The organism is Cytobacillus sp. (assembly GCF_964223445.1).
GTDB lineage: Bacteria > Bacillota > Bacilli > Bacillales > Cytobacillaceae > Cytobacillus.
Map to the genome: position 1 here is coordinate 1 of NZ_CAXQGS010000115.1, position 17410 is coordinate 17410.

Consider the following 17410-nt stretch of genomic DNA (forward strand, 5'->3'; position numbering starts at 1 on the left):
TGAAATGATGGGATACATAGCGGAAAACTTAAAGTTTGTGAATGTCAGTGATGATGCGTACTTTAAGCAGCAGCTCGAGGCCAGTGTCCGTTCTCAGCAGAAAAAGCTGCAGTCGGATGGGATTGACTCTGATTTTTTCTATATTGCAGATAACAAGATTATGCCTTTTAAGGTCAGCAGCAAGACAGATGCCACTTTTTCAAAGGATACGATCAATGAAATCAGCGCAATGAAAAATGGCGTCATACACATTGAGATGAATGGGACAGATTATACGGCGGCCTTTCAGGAGATGGAGGAAATCAGTGGAGTCTATGTAGTTCTCATCCCGGCAAAAGCGTATATGTCTGATGTTCATGAGATCGGGTATTTTATGATTGCAGCGATTGTGGTCAGTTTATCGGCTGCATCGGCAATTATCAGTCTTTTTGTAAGGAAAATAACACAGCCTTTGAACTTATTAAGAAACACCATGCGGGAGGTCCGGGAAGGAAACCTGCAAAACCCGCTTGAGATTCATACAGAAATTCCCGAAATTGTTTCTCTGCAGAAAAGTTATAACAGCATGATTGAACAAATGAGGAGCCTGCTGCGGGAGCTGACCGGGACAACGAAGGAGCTGGAGAGCACGGGAACTGAGCTGAAAGGGTCATCCTGCAGCGCTCTTGAAAGCGGGCAGCAGCTGGTATCAGCCATTCATCTTGTGAAAATGGGGGCAGAGCAAACCGCTGCCAGTTCTGAAAATAGTGCGGCCAGTTTTAAAGAAATGAAAGATAAGTTTGAAGATATGTTTTTACATATGGAAAGTGTAAACCGCAGCTCGGAGGTGATGAATGATTCTGCCAGGCGCGGCGGTAACAGCATCAGTGACCTGATCGCTGCTATTCATTCCTTTGGCTCGGAATTTGGAAAATTGACCCTGACAATAAAAGAGGTCAAAGACCATTCTTTAGCGATTACAAATCTTGTCGGAATGGTAAAAGGGATTGCTGAACAAACAAGGCTGCTATCCTTAAATGCTTCCATCGAGGCTGCCCGTGCAGGAGAGGCAGGGAAAGGCTTTGCCGTGGTCGCAGGAGAAGTCCGTAAACTGGCTGAACAATCTGCAGGTGCTGCAGAAGATATCACTCAGGGAATAAGCAATATGGAGAATATAACACTCAGAGCTTCAGAGGAATTTGACCAGCTCCATACAGAAATAAAAGGAAATCTTGAGATGGCGGGCCAATCCAAAATATCATTGGACGAGCTGATGAATGAGATTTCTAATGTAAGCGGAAAGCTTCAAACCATGCAAAAGGAGCTGAAAGGCCTGGAAAAAACGCTGCCGCAGCTTGAACAGGGAGCTGAACAGTTCTCCTCTGTTTCACAGGAAACATTGGCCAGTGCAGAAGAGATGCTTGCCGCCAGCGTCATTCAAACAGAACAGATGGAGAAAACGGATGAAATTGGGATGAAACTCAATACTCTGGCAAGATCATTGTCTGAAATGACAAGCCATTATAGGGCATAGGAATTAGAAAAGCGCAGGGGAAGGCTCATCGGATCCTTCAAAAGCTGCCCTAGCAGGCTGCGAAGTTAGACGGTTAACTGATCTATTAAAAAAATGAACCAGGCATTGGCTGCCTGGTTCATGCATCCTCTGTAAGCATCCACTGCTTAACAAGAGGTTCATCCATTCTTCATTACTTTAAACCATAAGCCTTGATAATCTCCTGACTTACACGATTGCCTGCATCATCCCATGCACTGGCACGCAGGGAGACAGAGCTTCCCTTCATCTTTGGATTCTTGATTTCAGCGGTCCAGCCATTGCCCTTGGAAACTAATTTTGCCGCTTCCCATGTCTTTCCTTCATCAAAGGACACGTCAAGGCTGGCTCCTTTTATTTTGCCGTTTTCAGGAGCATCGGCTATTTGAACAGCTGATAAATCAAGCTTAATTTTTTTACCGGCAGTGGAGTTGCCTGACATGTCAGTATCCACTTTATAATCAAGAGAAATCAGCGGAAGAGCAGTCTGGAAATCTTCTTGCTTCTGTGACCAGAATGTCCACTCCGTATGTGTACGGACTGATGTGTTCCAGCGCTCTGCATCACGGGCAGCCTCACTTACGAGTTTGTACTGGGTTTTCTCTGCCGGAAATTCATTAAATAAGTAGAGTGCCTGGCCCTTTCCTTCTTTAACCAGCTTATCCCCTTGATATAGCTTTAATGTCTGATCGCCAGGGTAATTCATGTCTGCTCCTGTATGTCCAGGTCCTGAGTCAGCCCAGGCAGGAACATTTAGTATCAAATTATTGCCTGAACGGTATGGAGCCCAGAAACCATCACCAAAACGAGGACGGACCACAGGTGAAAACCATTCTTCATTCAATGTCTGACCCGGTGTATATTCTACTTTTGGCTGTCTTACTTCCCACTGGGCATCAAGAACACCAGCCTGGTGATACCAAGATGTGCCTTTTTGTGCCGATACCCACTCTGTTCTGACAGACGGAAGTGAAAGGGTCTGCAGGAAGCCTACTCCGGCAAAGCTGTGCGCCAGGATATCGTATCGGAACTCAGCACCAGGTGCAGGACGGTCTGATTTATATTCAGAGGTGATTTTGACCAGGTCCTTCGGTTTCGGTGAATAGTTTACCTTTTTAGGCACTGCCTGATGATGCATATCCACAAGGTCATATAAATAATCCGAGTCAGGAGTACCCTCGACTTTTAAGGTCAATTTTCCGGACTTGGCAGCTGCGATCAGCTCTTTGCCTTCAGTGCCGCTGACACCGGCAACCGGGAGAGGGCTGTTGGAAAGTGAAAAATCTTCATTTTCTATTCCTACCCATTCACTAAGCTCCTGAGGTCCATCATTAACGGTAATCAATAGTTTTGCTCCTGCTGCTAACGCTGCTGCAGCACGTTCAGATCCTGTTAAATCATCACTGCGCTCCACTATTGCTGCTTTTCCTTTCACATCCAGCTTTTCATAATCCTCTGGAGATCCATTTCCGGCATAGACAGCCTTCAAATTATACTTGTCATTCAGGAGAGTGCTTCCTGCCTGCGGGATATCATCCAATTCCTTTCCTTTGTAGCCGATTGTCAGCATTGGTTCTGCCAGGCGCCAGCGCGTTGCCTGCGTGAATTCACCAACATTAACTTTCTCTGTAGGTGCAGCGTACATTTTGTCCACCACTACCGGCATAATGTAAATGTCATTCACCTGGTTTCCATTGATGCTGCGGTAATATTCCAGCTTTCTGTAATTGGCTTCTGTTTCTTTCGGAACATCCACAGTAATTTCGTTGGCCATGCGGGCATCCAGCATAACTGTCTGAGGTCCATCCAGATTAATTTCCGGGTCGCCGACAAGCGCTACACCTGCCTGATCTGTATCTGCATCAACAGCCATCATCGACATAACTGAATACGTTCCTTTCGGCAGCCGCAGCTCCTTCGTGCCTTCCACTGACATAAACTGTGGTTCGCCAGTTGGTCCCAAAAGGTAGAAGTATGCAGAGGCAGCTTCTCCGTCACGGTCAATCGCCTTTATGGTAAGCGGGTACCTTTCATCTTCTTTAATCATGCCTAATGACGTATGGACAACCTTTTGGCCTTCTGCCGAAGCACTAATATGGCCCTGATAACGGGCGCCAAATTCCCCCTTATTCGGGTCAAGTGTAACGGTAACCCAGGCACTTCCGTTAGCTGGAACAGTCACTTTTTCTGATGAAAGCTTTACCAATCCGGCAGGAGCGTCGGTTTCATGGCTATCTTTCATCGATACTGACAGATCCAATGTTACATCCTGGTTGCTGTCGTTTGAATACGTAATGGTCTTCTCAGCCGGAGCATCATTCTCATGAGGCCAGTCATAGAAGCCGAAATCCAGTGAACCGGTAGCCCTTACATCACCAAGCGCGGCTACAGTGTCAAGACGGCCTGTTCCGCCTTCAAAAGGCTTAATGTCCTCTAGCTTCTTTGTGGTGCTCATCAGAACTTCCTTAAGCTGTTCTCCGGTCCAATCAGGGTGGAGCTGGGAGAGAAGGGCTGCGGCTCCAGCAACATGAGGCGTTGCCATTGAGGTACCATCCATGCTCATATAAGAGCCGCTTCCCTGGTTCGTATGCTGAGAACGCGCAGCCATAATTCCTACTCCAGGAGCAGTGAGGTCAGGCTTTAATCCTGAGCTTCCAAAGCTAGGCCCTTTAGACGAGAACCAGGCAAGATTGTCGGACTTGTCCACGGCGCCAACAGTAAGAGCTTCATCAGCCGCTCCTGGTGATCCAATTCCTTCACTGCCAGTGTTCCCGGCAGCAATAACAAACAGGGAACCTGTTTCTTTACTAAGATTGTTTACAGCCTGAGCCATCGGGTCTGTTCCATCGCTTGGTTCAGAACTTCCAAGGCTCATATTGACGACTTTGGCATTTTCAGCAGCCCATTCCATTCCATCTATAATCCAGGAATCCTGGCCAAAGCCTTCATCACTAAGTACTTTTCCTACAAGGAGACGGGCGCCGGGAGCCACACCCTTATTCCGCCCTTCAGATGCTTGACCTGTGCCTAGTACTGTGGAAGCCACATGTGTTCCGTGTGCATGTCTGTCGGTAACTTCCTCTCCTGGCACAAAGCTCACTGCCTCATCCAGCTGGCCTGCAATGTCCGGATGCTCTGAATCAATTCCGGTATCAAGAACAGCCACCTTTACGCCTGTTCCATCATAGCCGGATTCCCAAGCAGAAGGCGCTCCGATCTGTGGGACACTTTGTTCAAGAGAAGCTTCGACACGGCCATCCAGCCAGATTTTTTCAATGCCCGGAGCCAGTGCGGCCTTAGCTGTTTTAGAAGTCTTGTTTGCTTTAGTGATTTCTTCCCAGAAATTCTTTGTTTCTTTCTTATTAGCTGAGACTGCTACACTATCTATGCTTTCAAGCACATGGGTTTTCTTTGAGCCCTTTGGGGCTGGATGGACATCAGCTGAACGGCCTTTGGACTCGGAATATTGAATGATGACCGGCAATTCCTTTTGATTCTCATCATCATAGCCATCTTTAATTAAAGCGGTAATATTGAACAGATCCTGGTCCAAAAATCCGGAAGCCAGATAGGGCATAGCCTGATCAGGAATGACATACGTTTCCTTGTTGGCTGTCAAAATTCGTGCTCCATTTGCGGAAGGGTCCACTGGTTCAACATGAATGATATTCTTTCCATCTGCAAATTCTGTTACGGTTACAACATCACCTGTAATAAGGGTGATGACATGCTTGCCTTTACTGGCTTTTGCATTCATCCCTTGCAGATCGGTTATGGCCGCTTTGCCATCTGCACCTTTTAGGATGCCCTTTCCAGAATCATCTGCAGAAGCCTGCAGGGGCGGAACAGCTAACATTGCCGCAGCCATGGCAGCTGTTAAATACTTTTTAAACCTGAAATCTCCCATTCGTGCCCATTCTCCTCTTCAAAAATATAGTCTTCCACCCTTAAAGCAGCTGGGGAATCACCCCTATTGACTGCTTTAAAATAATCAAGATCCAACCTCCCTAAATACTTGATTCATAGTTTAAAAGGACTTTCTATTGAAAAGTATAAAGAAGAAAGAACATTCTGTTAATTGGGGAAATTAAAAGGCGATTTAAGTATTAAATCTGGGCTAAAAGAATTAGGTTTCGATAAATTGATGGATTATTGGGAGTGTTTGTAGGTAATTATGACAATAAAATTTGGGGTTATTTAATAGGGGAAGATAATAATATTCTAATTTACTGCAAATCTATTCCCTATAACAATCGAATTCTTATTCATTATGCAATGCTGATTATCTAATACCATCAGCTGAATAGTCAAAAAGGACCGGCGGAAAAGCACCGTCAGTCCTTCCTTTATACATCAAAAACACCCTCATAGATCCTCTTTAAATCATCACGCAGCCTCTCGACCGGTATGAACCGCGCCTCCCTCAAAACCTCTCTTCCATCAAGATATAAGGCAATCACAGGCACTGTAAAAGCCATGAGGTACCCGGCTATTTCAGTGACCTTGCCTGCATTCACAAATCGTGCTTCTATACGGGGATAATCTTTCAACACTTCCTCAACCTGAGGAAGCAGGCCATGACAGACGCTTCAGCTGTCAGTCAGCACATAAATTAGGCCAAGCTCAGCGTTCTGAATAAACTGATGCACCTCTTCCATCGCTGTCAGCTCTTTCATCTCCATCCACCTCTACTGCTGGCATTTTTTCCATTATACAATAGGATTTCCATAATCACTTCTAGAATACCTTAACAGGAAGGAGTGGTTATATTGGCAAATCTATGGGAAGAAAAGTTCTCCGCAGAAGGATATTTATATGGCGAGGAGCCCAATGAATTTATCAGAGAGCAAACATGGCGGCTTAAAGGGCATAAACGAGTTGCTGCTTTGGCCGAGGGTGAGGGCCGAAATGCTGTATTCCTTGCCAGGCAGGGGCATGAGGTAACCGCATGGGATTATACACAAAGCGGGTTAATTAAAACGCAGCAGCTGGCTGAACGCCATCATGTCAGAGTCGAAACAGGACAGAAGGATCTCATTCATGATTCTGTGCCATCTGGGGAGTATGATGCTTCGATTATGGTTTTCGGCCATTTTCGGAAAAAGGATCAAAAGACTGTTTTCGATAAGCTCGTTTCCGTTGTAAAGCCGGGTGGAATCGTCATGCTTGAAGTCTATTCGGAGGATCAACTCCGCTATGGTACAGGCGGACCGAAAAGTATTGATATGGTTTATGATCCGGCAGATCTTCTCCAATGGATAAAGAGCTATAAAGTCCTTCATTTCTTTTATGGCGAACAGGAAAGAGTAGAAGGAAAAGGCCATACAGGTACGGGACATGTTATTCAGGCTATATTGCAGAAATAGAAAAAGGAGGCATGAGCGGCCTCCTTTTCTGTTTTTAAGATGTAATTGACTGGGTGCTGTTTACCTTGGATGAATAAACACGATACAACACGAATGCCATTCCGGAAAGCAGGATTCCCGAGATGTACGGGGCACCGATGCTCATGGTAAAAAGCCAGCCGCCCAGCGGAGGCCCGATAATGCGTCCCAGGGAGTCAAATGATGAAAGCAGGCCGGTTGTGCTGCCGTGTCCAGTCTGAGATGTCTTTGTCAGCAGGGAAGACACGCTTGGGCGGATAAACCCGTTTCCGATGCCGAAAACTGTTAAGAAAATCGCTGCTGTGGTAAAACTGTCAACCAGGAGAATAAGTCCAAAGCCAATGGCGGAGATGATAATTCCCAGCTGAATCACAGCTCCTTCTCCGTACTTTTTCGTCATTCTTCCTACTAAACCGCCCTGTACAAGGGCGCCTCCAAATCCCATGATCATAAAGATATAGCCAAGCTCCACGGTGCCAAGACCTGCCTTGTCAGCTGCAAAATACGCAAAAGTTGCTTCAAGGCCTGCCAGTGACAACGAAACAAACAGCTGAAGGATAAATAAAATTCCAGTGTTCCCGCTTAAGGCTGTTAAAAGACCTGGACGCTTAGCAGTTCCCTGGCTGCGCTGCTCTGGTGAAAGGGATTCTTTCAGCACAAGCATGACAAGGAAAAATGTGATAAACGAAGATGTTCCTGCCGCGTAGAAAGGAATGTTCAAACTTTCCCGGGAAAAGATGCCGCCGATTGCAGGCCCGAAAATAAACCCCAAGCCCACTGCAGCTCCAATGATCCCCATCCCTTTTCCGCGGTCTTCTTCAGATGTAATATCCGCTACATAGGCCATGACAGTCGGCATATTGGCAGATGACAGGAAGCCGCCGATGATTCTGGCAGCAAACAGCATCCAAAGCTCAGTGGATAAGGCCATCATGAAAAAAGACAGGCCAAGGCCAAAAATGCCGATCATAATGACCGGTTTGCGTCCGATTTTATCGGAAACACGCCCCCACATAGGAGCAAACAGCAGCTGCATCAGCGAATAAACGGCCATTAACAGGCCCAGTTCAGTAGGTGAGGCCCCTAACTCTTCCGCATAAAAGGGGATGACAGGAATGATGATTCCAAACCCCACCATAACAAGAAACATAACTGCGAATAAAAGAGGCAGTGCTTTTTTTGTATTCAACGTGTTCACTCCAGTTAAGATCAAATTCCATCTAAGTATTATGATTATAACAAAAACATTCCCATACTTTCACCTTAGGGATTGGACAGGTAAATAAGTTCTATTTATCAGTCAATTTTAAAAATATATTGAAATATCAAAATAATATAAACTATGATGAACTTGTACATTTTTACAGTCAAGAGAGGGGGAAATGGTATGGAAAAGAAATTAGAAAAGAAAGTGCTGATTGCAAGCCTGATCGGAAGTTCCATCGAATGGTTTGATTACTTTTTGTATGGGACGGTTGCTGCACTTGTATTTAATCAAATGTTTTTTCATAGCGATGACCCGGCTGTCGGTTTGATGCTGGCGTATGCCTCTTTCGCACTTGCTTTCTTCATCCGTCCGCTTGGTGGCGTTATTTTCAGCCACATCGGCGATAAAATCGGCAGAAAGAAAACCCTTGTGCTCACACTGTCCCTCATGGGCGGTGCAACAGTCCTTATGGGCTTTTTGCCTACCTATGATAATATAGGCGCGGCAGCACCGATCCTGCTGATTCTCTTACGCTTAATACAAGGTATCGGCCTCGGAGGAGAATGGGGCGGCGCGCTTCTGCTTGCTGTTGAGTATGCCCCAAAAAATCGGCGCGGCTTCTTTGGCAGTATTCCACAAATGGGTGTCACAATTGGAATGCTCCTTGGAACGCTTGCCTTATCCATCATGACTTTATTGCCTGAAGAAGCCTTTTTATCATGGGGATGGCGTGTCCCGTTCATTCTAAGTGCCCTGCTTGTCTTTTTTGGCTTATGGATTAGAAAAGGCATTGATGAAACACCATCCTTTAAAAAGGCTCAGGAGAAAGGTGAAATCGCCAAGATTCCGTTTGTGGAAACGATGCGAAGCCATTGGAAGGAAGTATTGATTGCTGTCGGAGCAAAAGTGGTGGAGACAGCGCCATTTTATATCTTCGGAACATTTATTGTTTCCTATGCGACAACACAGCTTGGTTTCTCGCGCACGGTTACTCTGAATGCCGTTACAATTGCAACAATTATTACTACTATTCTAATCCCGATCATGGGGAAATTGTCTGATAAAATTGGCCGAAAAAAGCTGTATGTGGGCGGAACGGTCCTGATGATGCTTTATGCCTTTCCATACTTCTGGCTGCTTCACCAGGGTTCAGCAGTTCTATTGGTTGTGGCTACCATATTGGGTCTCGGCATCATCTGGGCTCCCATCACCGCTGTACTTGGGACGATGTTTTCTGAAATATTTAAGTCGAACGTACGCTATACCGGCATCACGCTGGGCTATCAAATTGGGGCCGCTCTGGCGGGAGGAACCGCCCCTCTCGTTGCAACTGCCCTGCTGAATGAATATGACAATTCCTATGTTCCTGTAGCGTTATACATCATGCTTGCAGCCGCCATCTCTTTGATTGCAATTGCATCCGTCCGTGACCGAAGCAATCAGGACCTTGATTCTGATCTGCCAGGAGATAATTCATTCCATACGGGCCTCGGACAAACCGATCAAAAAGCTTAGAAAGGTAGAGTTCATGCTTTTATTATCTGAAAAAGAAATCAAATCCATCTATACGATGGAATCAGCCATTAAAGATTTGGAAAATGCCCTGGTTCATAATCTGGAGGGGAAAATCCGAAATCCCCATAGAACCGTCCTGGACTTTCCGGAGAGACAGGCCTCTGCCCTTTATATGCCGAGCGCCATGCCGCCAATCGGAAAAACGGCTGTGAAGGTGGTCACCATCTTTCCGGAGAACCCTGAGATCGGCAAAAAGACCACTCAGGGAGTCATTTTATTAAGTGATACGGAAACAGGGGAACATCTGGCATGCATGAATGCCTCTTACCTGACAAGACTCCGGACCGGGGCAGTGAGCGGCATTGCCACCAAGCATCTGGCAAAAAAATCGGCAAGTTCTGTGGCCGTGATTGGCTGCGGGGCAATGGCTGAAGAACAGCTGAATGCCGTATTGGAGGTCCGCGAAATAGAGGAAATCTTCCTATACAACCGGACGGCTGCAAAGGCTAATGAGTTTGCTGAAAAATTTCATGAATTTAAAGGTGAGATGACCATCATGGAAAATGCAGATGAAGCTGTTTCCCGGACGGATATTGTCATCTGCAGCACCCGCTCGGAAAAGCCGGTATTCTCCGGCAAGGCTCTCCGTCCGGGTACGCATATTAACGGGGTAGGCTCTTATCTTCCGCATATGCAGGAAGTCGATACAGACACACTGCTGCGAAGCTCTAAGATCGTTGTGGACACTACAGAAGGGGTAAAAGATGAAGCAGGTGATTTTATTATTCCTGCCGCCGAAGACATCTGGAGCTTTTCGGACCTTCATGGCGAAATCGGGCAATTATCAGCCGGAATGATAGCAGGCAGAGAAAACGATGAAGAGATTACCTTTTTCAAATCAGTCGGCATTGCCTACTTTGACCTCGCTGCAGCTGCCGCCGTTTATGAAAAAGCAGTTCTCGAAGGCATCGGAACAAAGGTGGACCTGTAAAAAGATGAATAGTGCCTGAAGCTTTGGAAAATCTATATATATACTTCTAAAATAAAGGAGAGATAGTGATGCCAAAGCAGCCGAATAAAGTAACAGAAGAACAGCAGATTGTAACCGCCCAAAACCAGGCGGATCAATTCAAAAAAGGAATGGACACAGAATTTGCTCTTGAAGAAAACGTTCAGGATGCTGCAGCCAAAAGCCAGCAGTATCAGGCTCAAAACCAGCAGCCGACCTATGAACCGAATAAGCCGTTTTAATTGAGCTGCATGATGGGTTTTATGCCTGTCATGCAGTTTTTTTGTATCGAATTCAGCCGCAGGACAAAGGATAGCGGTCAGAAAGGGGATTTTTTATTGCTAGATTAGGATTTAGGCGCAGGAAATTACCTTTATCAGGGCTTGCACCAGGTATTTCAGTCAGATTTTAAATATATCGGTCACTTTGCCAAGGTTATCGGTCAATATTTCATTATATCGGCCACTTTTCTAAGGATATCGGGCAGAATCCCACTTTATCGGTCACTTCGCGTCCCAGCAACTTTCCAGTACCATAACCGTGCAAATGTTTCTAAAAGCATCTACCATGATTTTTTTGTGCCCTGCCCCAAACTCTTGTAAAATAAGTGGCAAACAAGTTCGCGAAAAGGAGTCATTATGAAAAGTCATATCATCATTGGTGCAGGAATACTGGGGGCTTCTGCAGCCTACCATTTGGCTAAGGCAGGTGCAAATGTCACCGTTATTGACCGCAAAGACCCGGGGCAGGCAACAGACGCAGCGGCCGGTATTATCTGCCCATGGCTGACACAGCGGCGGAATAAGGCGTGGTACGCGCTGGCCAGAGGGGGAGCGGCCTATTATCAAACACTCATACGGGAGCTTGAAAAGGACGGAGAGACAGAGACGGGTTATCAGAAAGTAGGAGCCGTCAGCCTTCATACCGACCCTGTAAAGCTTGAGAAAATGGAAGAACGTGCTGTAAAAAGGCGCGGCGATGCACCAGAAATGGGAGAGATTACACCATTATCCCCAGATCAGACATTGGAGCTGTTCCCGCCACTATCGAAGGAATATGCCTCGGTTCATGTAAGCGGTGCGGCGCGCGTCAACGGCCGGGAACTAAGGGACGCCCTGCTGCGGGCGGCTGAAAAGCATGGTGCAGAGCTGGTGCAGGGATCAGCTGAACTAATGTGTGAAGGAGCTGAGATGAGGTGCGTCAAATCCGGCGGAAAACAATATAAAGCGCAAAGTGTGATTGCAGCGGCTGGAGCGTGGGCTGGTGAGCTTTTAAAGCCGCTTGGTATTCAATTGGATGTGAAGCCGCAAAAAGCCCAGATTGTCCATCTTCAGCTTGAAGGGGAGGATACGGGCACCTGGCCGGTTGTAATGCCGCCAAACAATCAATACATTCTGGCTTTTAAAGACGGCCGCATCGTTGTTGGTGCCACCCATGAGGATGATATGGGCTACGATATAAGAGTAACTGCAGGCGGCTTGAATGAAATTTTTGAGAAAGCGTTAACTATAGCACCGGGATTGGCTGATGGAACGTTCGCAGAAGCACGGGTGGGCTTCCGCCCCTATACACCAGGCTTCTTGCCCATTATAGGCCAAATTCCGGGTGTTAAGGGTCTTTACATAGCAAATGGACTTGGAGCCTCAGGGCTAACCGCAGGGCCCTTTCTTGGCGCCCAGCTGGCCAAGATTGCTCTCGGGCAAGAGGTGGATATTGACCTGAGCCTCTATGATCCTGCTGGCGCGATAGAAAAATAATACGAGATAAAGGTGCCTGTTCGCAGCAGGCACCTTTTTTTACTTCTGCTAAGTTAATAAATCCCCTCTATTCGGGTATACACTAATCAAATGAATGATAAAAGGCGTTACATTAGGAGGCTGAAACATGAAGTGGAAAGGCAGAAGAGCGAGTTCTAATGTTGAAGACCGGAGAGGCATGGGCGGAGGGGGGAAAACCCTGATCGGCGGCGGCCTCGGCGGAATTATTATTGTATTGTTATTTACCTTCCTCGGCGGTGATCCGGGAGAGCTTTTAGGCAATATGGCCGGAACAGACTCCGGAACAGCTGTGCCATATGAAGAATCAGAGCAGGAAAAAGAGCTTGCTGACTTTGTCTCTGTTGTGCTGGCTGATACAGAAGAAGTCTGGACGGAAATATTCGAAGAACAGGGGCTGCAATATGAGGAGCCGACCCTTGTTTTATACTCAGGCAGCGTACAGTCTGCATGCGGGGCAGCGTCCTCTTCAGTAGGGCCTTTCTATTGTCCAGGCGACCAAAAATTGTATATTGATTTAAGCTTTTACGAAGAGCTGCAAAGGAAATTCCAGGCTCCCGGCGATTTTGCCATGGCCTATGTCATAGCCCATGAGGTGGGGCACCATGTGCAGACGCTGCTTGGAACCACTGAGGAAATCATGCCTCTCCGCCAGAGTATGAGTGAAGAAAAGTTTAATCAGTATCTTGTCCGCTTTGAATTGCAGGCCGACTACTATTCAGGCGTTTGGGCCCACCATGCCCAGGGAATGGGATATTTAGAGGAAGGCGATCTGGAAGAAGCCCTGAATGCTGCAACGGCAGTAGGGGACGACACCCTTCAAAAACGGGCTCAGGGCTATGTGGTGCCGGAAAGCTTTACTCATGGAACGTCAGAGCAGAGAAAGTCATGGTTCTACAAAGGCTTCCAAAACGGAACCATCAAAGGCGGAGACACATTTAAACAAAGTAATTGAAGCAATTCGAAAGGAGCGGTTCATATGAAAAGCCAAATTCAAACAATCCAGCTTGCGGATGATGGGCAAATACCCAACAATCCTGACCTCCCTGTTATCATCTACAAGGCCGTTTTTAAGGATCAGCCTGATGAAATAGAGGCGGCTTTTAACAGACATCAATGGACCGGCAGCTGGACGGGCGGGGTGTATGATTACCACCATTATCACAGCAATACTCATGAAGTGCTGGGTGTCAAAGCAGGACAAGCCACCGTACTCATTGGCGGTGACCAGGGGGAACGCCTTGTACTTAAGCAGGGCGACGCCATTCTCCTTCCTGCAGGCACAGGACATAGGAATGCTGAAAGCAGTCCGGACCTCGAAGTCGTGGGTGCCTACCCCGTCGGAACAAGCCCGAATATGAAAAAAAAGGATCCATCAGACCGTGTACAGGCGCTGGCTGAAATAAAAAATGTCCCTGTTCCGCAGACTGATCCTGTCTATGGAGATGAGGGGCCGATGCTTGAGAAATGGGGGAAATAAAAGCAGTATTTTACCGGTCAAAATAGAGGATTTACCGGCCAATTATAAGAAAATACAGGCCAAATTGACGAACTTACCGGCCAAGCAGATTTTATCCGAATAAGCCGTACAAAAAAAGCCAGAAGAGCACACACTCTTCTGGCTTCCGCTTTTCTAAAATAACAAGGGGAAAATTAAAAAAATCGAAAACTGTCTAGCTCCTGCGCCTACCCCTCGAGGTCACAAGCCAATCCTCCCAAAAAGGCAAGGGGGCTTGTCTTGTGCTTGTCGGGGGTGGGCAAGGTGCTTCCGCTTTTCTATTAACGTACACCCTTCATATATCCTTGAATCTTAGGACTCAACATGAATAGTATAATGGATAGCACGATCGCAGCTGCACCAATTACACCAAAGTAAGTCATTTCGGTTTCTGGTGAATAGAACTTAACAATCTGTGCATTGATTGCCTGTGCGGCCGCGTTTGATAGGAACCAAAGGCTCATCGTTTGAGCGGAGAAAGCAGCAGGCGCTAATTTTGTTGTGGCTGAAAGTCCGACTGGAGATAAGCAAAGCTCACCAAGAACAACAATAAAGTAGCTAAGAACCAGCCATAATGGACTTACAAGAGAATCTGTTCCGCCAAGATAGGCTGGAAGCAGAATTACAATGAAAGATAATCCGGCAAATAATAGACCCAGAGAGAACTTCTGAGGTACTGAAGGCTGGCGGTCGCCAAGCTTCACCCACAGCCATGCAAAAACTGGCGCAAAGAAAATGATGAACAAAGGGTTTAGAGACTGGAACCATGCCGGTGAAATATCAAGTCCCATAAAGTCAAGCTGGGTACGCTTGTCCGCATAATTCGCAAGAATCGTTGAACCCTGCTCCTGGATAGCCCAGAACATAACAGATGCAATGAATAATGGAATATAAGCAATGATGCGTGAACGTTCCACTTCTGTTGTTTTAGGGCTTCGGTACATCACAGTAAAGTAAATGATCGGAAGACCAATTCCCAAAATACCAACAAGGGCAATAAAGGAATCAAACGTTAAAAGCCCAGTTGGGATGCCCACTGCCACTAAGATGGCAATAATTACGGCGCCAAGGCCAATTCTTGTATATACCTTTTTCTTTTCGCCTTCAGATAATGGATTAGATACATAAGTTCCTGCTAATCCAAGATTTTTCTTTTTCGTAAAAATAAACACTAATAAACCAAAGAACATACCAACAGCTGCAATTGCGAAACCTAGGTGGAAATTATAATTCATTCCAACTGTTCCGACAATTAATGGAGCAAGGAATCCGCCAAGGTTGATACCCATATAGAAAATACTGAAACCGGCATCGCGGCGATTATCTTCCGGGCTGTAAATATCCCCAACCACGCTTGATACGTTTGGCTTCAATAATCCAGTACCTAATACGATCAGCACCATGGAAACAAAGAACATAGCCAGGCTGCCAGGAATAGAAAGGGCAATATGGCCGAGCATGATTAAAATTCCTCCATAGAATACAGCTCTGGAGGTTCCGAACAATCTGTCGGCCATCCATCCGCCGATGATCCCTGACATATACACCAATGATCCATAAATGGACATGATTGCTAAAGCTGTCGGCTCGTCCAGGCCTAAACCGCCTTTTGAAACCTCATAATACATATAGAATACAAGGATCGCTCTCATTCCATAATAAGAAAAGCGCTCCCAAAACTCAGTGAAGAAAAGTGTGAACAAGCCTTTAGGATGTCCAAAGAAACCTTTTTGAGGCACACTTTCAACAATTTTCTGCCTATTAAAATCTGACATGTTTCATCCTCCTTTTAGCTATTCTATAATATCTTTCATAGTTCCTAATTGTCAAAAAAAATTTTATGTAACGATGGTTATTATTGACTTTTCAGGCAGAATAAATTGATTTTTTCTGAGAATTAAATAAAAGAATATTTTTTCAGAATAATAACAGTATTAAAACTTATTCGAAAAGCAAAGGTATTATTCCCATAAAAAAAGCCGCTCAAACCGGCGGCTGCTGCAAATATACCTATGCGTTTGTAAGTACTGCTTCTTTAGGGGTATGCTGATGGATTGGCTCTTCCCGGCAGGATAGCCTGTTTTTTCCCATGTCCTTGGACTGCAGAAGGAGCTGGTCTGCGTATACATAAGCTTTTTCAATAGAAAGCATCTCGTTCACTTTATAGTAAAAAAGTCCAAAGGATGCCGTGTAGGAAAGAGAAATGGACTGCTCTTTAAAGTCTGTATGAAACGTGCTGTTTTCAATGCCTTTGCGTATTTTCTGGGCTAAATTCAAGCATTCTTCATATGACCTGAATCTCATAATTATGGTAAATTCCTCTCCGCCGCTTCTGAACAAGTAATCATCTTTGGAGAGATAGCTCTTCAATGAGTCGGCAAAATGCCTGATTGCCTGATCGCCCACAGCGTGGTTATAGCTGTCATTAATCCTTTTGAATTTGTCGATATCTGCCACTACAATCCCGATGTATTCCCCCGATTGATTGAGTTCTGTCATTTTTTTATCCATATAAGCACGGTTAAAAACTCCAGTAAGAAAGTCCGTATAGGCCATCTGCTCAAATTTATCGCGTTCGATTTTATTCTGCAGCATCTGCGATTTCGACAGGAAGGAGCGGCTTACAAGATAATTAAGTATAAACAGACTTATGAGCATTTCCCATTTTCCCTCATTCAAGAATAACAGCAAAAGACCATTAGTAAAGGCAATCTTCCCCATATCCAGCACACTTCTGGTTTTGATAAATTCAATCGCTTCCTGCTTCGTTTTAATGTCACCTGTCAATTTAAACACGGTAATCAGGAAAATGTCTGAAAGCATGGATGTTACGGTAATCAGCAGCAGCATGACTATCCAAAAACCGAATGCCGCATCCTGAAAGAGGGGATATAGCCGATTGAATAAATAGAATGCGATAGAGTTGCTCATCACAAAGGAGCCAATGTTATAAAATGTATGGAAAAATTCATCCGGATCGTCTGTTTTTGTGTGTTTTTTATAAAAATAAACGCAAAATCGATAGATGGCTTCAAATATAAATAAACCTAATGGCCCTGTAAAAAGCCCAATGGAGAGACTGTAATTAATCCCATAATCAATCGAGGTATTTCCGTTTCTGCTGATAATCCGCAAATGGTGATACAAGCAGGAAAACAGCAGGTATATGACCAGGGCTTTTATATATGCAGAGCTCTCGACGATGATTCCGTCCGAGATAACAGCGATGAAAAGTGAAACACTAAAAAGCGTAACCATAAATATTCTGGAGCTTTGCATCTTTCTGTACTCCTTTGCCTATTGTTATACCTTTATTTTAAAGGAACTTTTTTCTCGAAAGTAGACAAATTTAATATATTTTCTAAATTTTTTAATATCAATTAGTTTAAATGTTTTTTCTGGAGGCAAGAGGGATATTATTGCCTCTTTTAAACTATCAAATTTCATGAAAAACACCAAATGAATTTGCTTGTAAACAAAATTGAATACAA

At 45.4% G+C, this 17410-nt stretch carries 13 protein-coding genes; 8 read left to right on the forward strand and 5 right to left on the reverse strand.

Annotation, left to right across the window (positions count from 1 at the left end):
* Positions 1-1513, forward strand: a 1513-nt coding sequence (locus ACEQ1T_RS19750) for a methyl-accepting chemotaxis protein (RefSeq protein WP_370224373.1), incomplete at its 5' end; no start/stop codon positions are given.
* A gap of 172 nt (positions 1514-1685) precedes the next feature.
* On the opposite strand, the gene ACEQ1T_RS19755 is transcribed toward ACEQ1T_RS19750, so the two are convergent.
* The gene (locus ACEQ1T_RS19755; RefSeq protein WP_370224374.1) at positions 1686-5438 is read right to left on the reverse strand and encodes a S8 family serine peptidase; all 3753 of its coding nucleotides are present in this window, start codon (positions 5436-5438) and stop codon (positions 1686-1688) included.
* Between the two features lie 439 nt (positions 5439-5877).
* Positions 5878-6084: a thioredoxin gene (locus tag ACEQ1T_RS19760; RefSeq protein ID WP_206840928.1), complete on the reverse strand. Its 207-nt coding sequence runs from the start codon at positions 6082-6084 to the stop codon at positions 5878-5880.
* Between the two features lie 216 nt (positions 6085-6300).
* Between ACEQ1T_RS19760 and ACEQ1T_RS19765 the strand changes: the two genes are divergently transcribed.
* Complete coding sequence (locus ACEQ1T_RS19765; RefSeq protein ID WP_206840927.1) at positions 6301-6897, forward strand: bifunctional 2-polyprenyl-6-hydroxyphenol methylase/3-demethylubiquinol 3-O-methyltransferase UbiG; 597 nt, start codon at positions 6301-6303, stop codon at positions 6895-6897.
* 34 nt (positions 6898-6931) lie between these two features.
* On the opposite strand, the gene ACEQ1T_RS19770 is transcribed toward ACEQ1T_RS19765, so the two are convergent.
* Positions 6932-8104: an MFS transporter gene (locus ACEQ1T_RS19770; protein ID WP_370224375.1), complete on the reverse strand. Its 1173-nt coding sequence runs from the start codon at positions 8102-8104 to the stop codon at positions 6932-6934.
* Positions 8105-8302: 198 nt separating this feature from the next.
* On the opposite strand from ACEQ1T_RS19770, the gene ACEQ1T_RS19775 reads away from it, so the two are divergent.
* From ACEQ1T_RS19775 to ACEQ1T_RS19800, 6 genes are all read left to right on the forward strand, one after another.
* A complete protein-coding gene (locus ACEQ1T_RS19775; RefSeq protein ID WP_370224377.1) occupies positions 8303-9637 on the forward strand; it encodes an MFS transporter in 1335 nt (444 codons plus the stop codon).
* A 13-nt stretch (positions 9638-9650) separates the two neighbouring features.
* The gene (locus ACEQ1T_RS19780; protein WP_370224378.1) at positions 9651-10628 is read left to right on the forward strand and encodes an ornithine cyclodeaminase family protein; all 978 of its coding nucleotides are present in this window, start codon (positions 9651-9653) and stop codon (positions 10626-10628) included.
* 68 nt (positions 10629-10696) lie between these two features.
* Positions 10697-10888, forward strand: coding sequence for a hypothetical protein (locus ACEQ1T_RS19785; protein WP_370224379.1), 192 nt, complete (start codon positions 10697-10699; stop codon positions 10886-10888).
* A gap of 396 nt (positions 10889-11284) precedes the next feature.
* Positions 11285-12403: an NAD(P)/FAD-dependent oxidoreductase gene (locus ACEQ1T_RS19790; protein ID WP_370224381.1), complete on the forward strand. Its 1119-nt coding sequence runs from the start codon at positions 11285-11287 to the stop codon at positions 12401-12403.
* A gap of 127 nt (positions 12404-12530) precedes the next feature.
* Complete coding sequence (locus ACEQ1T_RS19795; protein WP_370224382.1) at positions 12531-13376, forward strand: neutral zinc metallopeptidase; 846 nt, start codon at positions 12531-12533, stop codon at positions 13374-13376.
* 24 nt (positions 13377-13400) lie between these two features.
* Positions 13401-13901: a cupin domain-containing protein gene (locus tag ACEQ1T_RS19800; RefSeq protein ID WP_370224383.1), complete on the forward strand. Its 501-nt coding sequence runs from the start codon at positions 13401-13403 to the stop codon at positions 13899-13901.
* Between the two features lie 299 nt (positions 13902-14200).
* Here the strand turns inward: ACEQ1T_RS19800 and ACEQ1T_RS19805 are convergent, their stop codons facing one another.
* Both ACEQ1T_RS19805 and ACEQ1T_RS19810 read right to left on the reverse strand, forming a co-directional pair.
* Positions 14201-15694 (reverse strand): peptide MFS transporter, encoded by a 1494-nt coding sequence (locus ACEQ1T_RS19805; RefSeq protein ID WP_206840912.1) that lies wholly within the window; start codon positions 15692-15694, stop codon positions 14201-14203.
* Between the two features lie 235 nt (positions 15695-15929).
* Positions 15930-17198, reverse strand: a complete 1269-nt coding sequence (locus tag ACEQ1T_RS19810) for a GGDEF domain-containing protein (protein WP_370224384.1) — start codon at positions 17196-17198, stop codon at positions 15930-15932.
* Between the last annotated feature and the right edge of the window lie 212 nt (positions 17199-17410).

What these genes read in the sequence shown, in the direction of transcription:
- ACEQ1T_RS19795 (WP_370224382.1), top strand. Translation starts at nt 12,531, where the DNA reads ATGAAGTGGAAAGGCAGAAGAGCGAGTTCTAATGTTGAAGACCGGAGA.
- ACEQ1T_RS19810 (WP_370224384.1), bottom strand. Translation starts at nt 17,198, where the DNA reads ATGCAAAGCTCCAGAATATTTATGGTTACGCTTTTTAGTGTTTCACTT.
- ACEQ1T_RS19790 (WP_370224381.1), top strand. Translation starts at nt 11,285, where the DNA reads ATGAAAAGTCATATCATCATTGGTGCAGGAATACTGGGGGCTTCTGCA.
- ACEQ1T_RS19805 (WP_206840912.1), bottom strand. Translation starts at nt 15,694, where the DNA reads ATGTCAGATTTTAATAGGCAGAAAATTGTTGAAAGTGTGCCTCAAAAA.
- ACEQ1T_RS19785 (WP_370224379.1), top strand. Translation starts at nt 10,697, where the DNA reads ATGCCAAAGCAGCCGAATAAAGTAACAGAAGAACAGCAGATTGTAACC.
- ACEQ1T_RS19755 (WP_370224374.1), bottom strand. Translation starts at nt 5,438, where the DNA reads ATGGGAGATTTCAGGTTTAAAAAGTATTTAACAGCTGCCATGGCTGCG.
- ACEQ1T_RS19775 (WP_370224377.1), top strand. Translation starts at nt 8,303, where the DNA reads ATGGAAAAGAAATTAGAAAAGAAAGTGCTGATTGCAAGCCTGATCGGA.
- ACEQ1T_RS19800 (WP_370224383.1), top strand. Translation starts at nt 13,401, where the DNA reads ATGAAAAGCCAAATTCAAACAATCCAGCTTGCGGATGATGGGCAAATA.
- ACEQ1T_RS19780 (WP_370224378.1), top strand. Translation starts at nt 9,651, where the DNA reads ATGCTTTTATTATCTGAAAAAGAAATCAAATCCATCTATACGATGGAA.